Source organism: Zhongshania sp. (genome assembly GCF_041623545.1).
In the GTDB taxonomy this organism is placed as follows: domain Bacteria; phylum Pseudomonadota; class Gammaproteobacteria; order Pseudomonadales; family Spongiibacteraceae; genus Spongiibacter.
The window spans coordinates 1-2,884 of sequence record NZ_JBFJWS010000368.1 but is presented as its reverse complement, the minus strand read 5'-3'; the positions used below and the strand labels follow the sequence as shown (position 1 = coordinate 2,884).

General features: G+C 51.4%; 2 protein-coding genes and 1 pseudogene. 2 read left to right on the top strand and 1 reads right to left on the bottom strand.

Going from position 1 to position 2,884, the window contains the following annotated elements:
• Positions 1–594: pseudogene (locus tag ABYT30_RS17960) on the bottom strand (cardiolipin synthase); the annotation flags it as partial.
• A 232-nt stretch (positions 595–826) separates the two neighbouring features.
• Between ABYT30_RS17960 and ABYT30_RS17955 the strand changes: the two are divergent.
• Together ABYT30_RS17955 and ABYT30_RS17950 are read left to right on the top strand one after the other, a co-directional pair.
• Positions 827–1,285 carry a MaoC family dehydratase gene (locus ABYT30_RS17955; RefSeq protein ID WP_373083560.1) on the top strand — a complete coding sequence of 153 codons (459 nt, stop codon included), beginning with the start codon at positions 827–829 and terminating at the stop codon, positions 1,283–1,285.
• A 134-nt stretch (positions 1,286–1,419) separates the two neighbouring features.
• Positions 1,420–2,622 (top strand): amidohydrolase family protein, encoded by a 1,203-nt coding sequence (locus ABYT30_RS17950; RefSeq protein WP_373097865.1) that lies wholly within the window; start codon positions 1,420–1,422, stop codon positions 2,620–2,622.
• The last annotated feature ends 262 nt before the right edge of the window (positions 2,623–2,884 follow it).

Sequence of the window (2,884 nt, the reverse complement as noted above, 5' to 3'; positions counted from 1 at the left end):
GGGTAATTGCAGGCTGCCGATTTCATCGTAAATACAGTAAACCGCGACCCCGGCGCGGACCTTGGCGAGTAAAAGTTCTGCTAACTCACCGCCAATTCCGTCGTCGCGAATGATATAGAACTCTAGGAGTACATAGTGCTTGGCCGCCGCAATTCGACTTAGGATCTCGGCGAATGCGTGGTCGCCATTAATCAAGAGCCGAGCCTCATTGCCGCAACTAAAGGGCAGTGTCGCTAGTTTTTCAAGGGCAATAAAGCGCCGATCGTCACTGCACGCCGTGCCGAATGCAGCAAATTGGCCGGCTAATTGGGCCGCTATCTGGTCGATTTCACCGTGGTCGCTGTTTTTTGCAAGGGCGTAGCCGCGAAATTTACGGCGTCCAAAAATCCAGTATAGGGGGACAAACACCCATGGCAGGCCAAGCAAGACAATGGCCCACGCGACTGCGCCCTGAGCAGTTCGCGATTTGAGAATGGCCTCCAGCGCCGACACGATACCCAAGGCCATAAAAGTGGCGGCAAAAAGTGCAGCGATGCTGGTGCTGTTACTACTTAGCCAGTGCCAAAATTGTGTGAGGGTATCCGCTTGTATCACCGTCGTTGAGTCTCCCAATTCTTCTGTCGTCGCGCAGCGCTTAGCGTGCTAAGTGTAGTTGTTTCTGTAGATAGCATCGATAGACCTGTTATAGCGGTAAAAGTGCGGCTGAGAAACTTACTAAGGTGTCGTCTTGTTAGACGATGTGGGACGTTGCGGTGGGAGTGCTAAAGTAGGATTCTTGACAGTAATGTCGGCTGAGTTATCGCCGATCAGCAGTAGTGGAGCAGCAATGACAAAGGTATTTAAACACCCCAAGGACTTACACGCCTGTGTTGGTCAGAGCTTAGGTAAAAGTGATTGGTTGGAAATTGATCAGGACCGCATAAACTTGTTTGCTGAGGCGACCGGTGACCACCAGTGGATACATGTAGATCCGGTGCGCGCTAAAGAGGGACCCTTTGGTAAATGTATCGCCCACGGCTATTTGAGTTTGTCGCTGGTGAATTTATTTCTGCCGCAAATTATCGACGTGCAGGGAATTTCAATGGGCGTTAACGTTGGTTGTGAGCGTATTCGCTTTCCGGCCCCTGTGCCAGTAGGCTCCAAGTTACGAGGCTGCGGTGAATTGGTGTCGGTAGAAGAGGTCAAGGGCGGAGTGCAGTCGGTGGTGCGTGTCACCATTGAAATTGAAGGCAGTGAACGGCCAGCCTGTGTGGTCGATACCATCAGTCGCTATTTTCCGGCCTGATATTTCGCCGCTCTGCAGCTGAGTCGCCGCGTGCGTGATTTTTTATGTCAGTGCCAGGTGGCGTCTGATGTTAATGTGTTTAGTGCTAGCGGCTTGTAAAGTGAGGTAATTAACTGCGATTGCCGGAGTGAGCCATGAACCCCTTACCGTATGCCTTAATTGATTGTGATAACCACTATTACGAGCCGGATGATTGCTTTAGCCGGTTTATTGAAGCGCGTTATCGGGAATCGACGGTGTGGGTAGATCGTCGTCGTGAAGATGGTTTCGGCACGATGATGCTGGGCGCTGAGCGATTGAGCTTTTTTAGTGTCGGTGTCGGTGATTTTGTTGGGCCGCCGGGGGCGATGAAGGCGTTTTTTAAGGGCGATGTTGAGACCGGCGGAGCCGTCAATGCCAACGCCATACGGGCTATAGATTGTCCGGAGTTTATTGATAAAACGGCACGCCTAGCGCGGATGGATGAACAGGGCGTGGAGGCCTGTGTGATGATTCCAACGCTCGGCTGCGGCGTTGAGTATCAACTTCGCAAGCCAGAGCACCGCGAGGTGGCTTACCCCAGTATTCGTGCGTTTAATCGCTGGGTGGCCGCTGACTGGGGCTGGGGCGGGGATGGGCGGGTTTTTGCCACAGCAATGATCAGTTTAATAGATTTAGATCTCGCATTGGTAGAGCTTGAGCGCCTCATTAAAGATGGTTGCCGCTTAGTTCACCTGAATACCGGTCCTATTGCTGGTCGCTCCCCTGCTGACCCTTATTTTGACCCCTTTTGGGCGCGGGTGCAGGAGGCGGGAGTGGTAATTGCCTACCATATTGGCAGTGGCCCGTTCACTGAGTTGTATGCAGCGCCTTGGGGCGAACCCGCAAATCCGCCATCCCACCGTTATAGCGCTTTCAATACTTATGTGGGCATGGGAGAGCGAACGGTGGTGGATCAGATTGCGGCAACTATTTTCCAGAATCTATTTGGCCGCTTCCCCAAATTGCAGTTTTTAATAGTTGAGTTTGGCGCCGCGTGGTTGCCGCATTTACTGAAAACACTCGACAAGATCTACCGGCTGGGGGATCACAAAACCCGCTTTGCCTACGGTAAACCGGAATTGCCGAGTGAGGTATTTAAGCGCCATTTTAAGATTGTGCCCTTTCACGAGGATGATTTTTCTCGCATTGCCGAGACGGCTGGCATTGAAACCATTGTAAATGGCTCTGACTACCCTCATCCAGAAGGCTTGCAGTGGCCAGTTGAAATGGTCGAGGAGATGCAGGGCTTTAATGACACCGAGATTAGGCAAATGATGCGTGGCAATGCGGCGGCTTTGCTAGGTTTGCGGGATTAAATAGCGCCTAAGATTATTTCGTTCTGATAGCCGGCGGTAATAACCCTGTTTAATCTAGGGTTTTTCGTGGGGCTCGCCAGTTTATGTGCTATAACTAACTTGGTTAGCGGTAAGAATGCTATTCGGGAAACTACGCATAAATAAATATTAAGGCGAGTAGGGAGGCGGTCAATGGATTTGACGCATGGTAGTGTTTTGTTGGGTGACCGCGAGTTATTAGCCGATGTCCCTATGTATATTAATGCGGGCGGGAATATTGTGC

Excerpts from the sequence above, each read along its gene's own strand:
- ABYT30_RS17955 (WP_373083560.1), top strand. The coding sequence starts at position 827 with ATGACAAAGGTATTTAAACACCCCAAGGACTTACACGCCTGTGTTGGT.
- ABYT30_RS17950 (WP_373097865.1), top strand. The coding sequence starts at position 1,420 with ATGAACCCCTTACCGTATGCCTTAATTGATTGTGATAACCACTATTAC.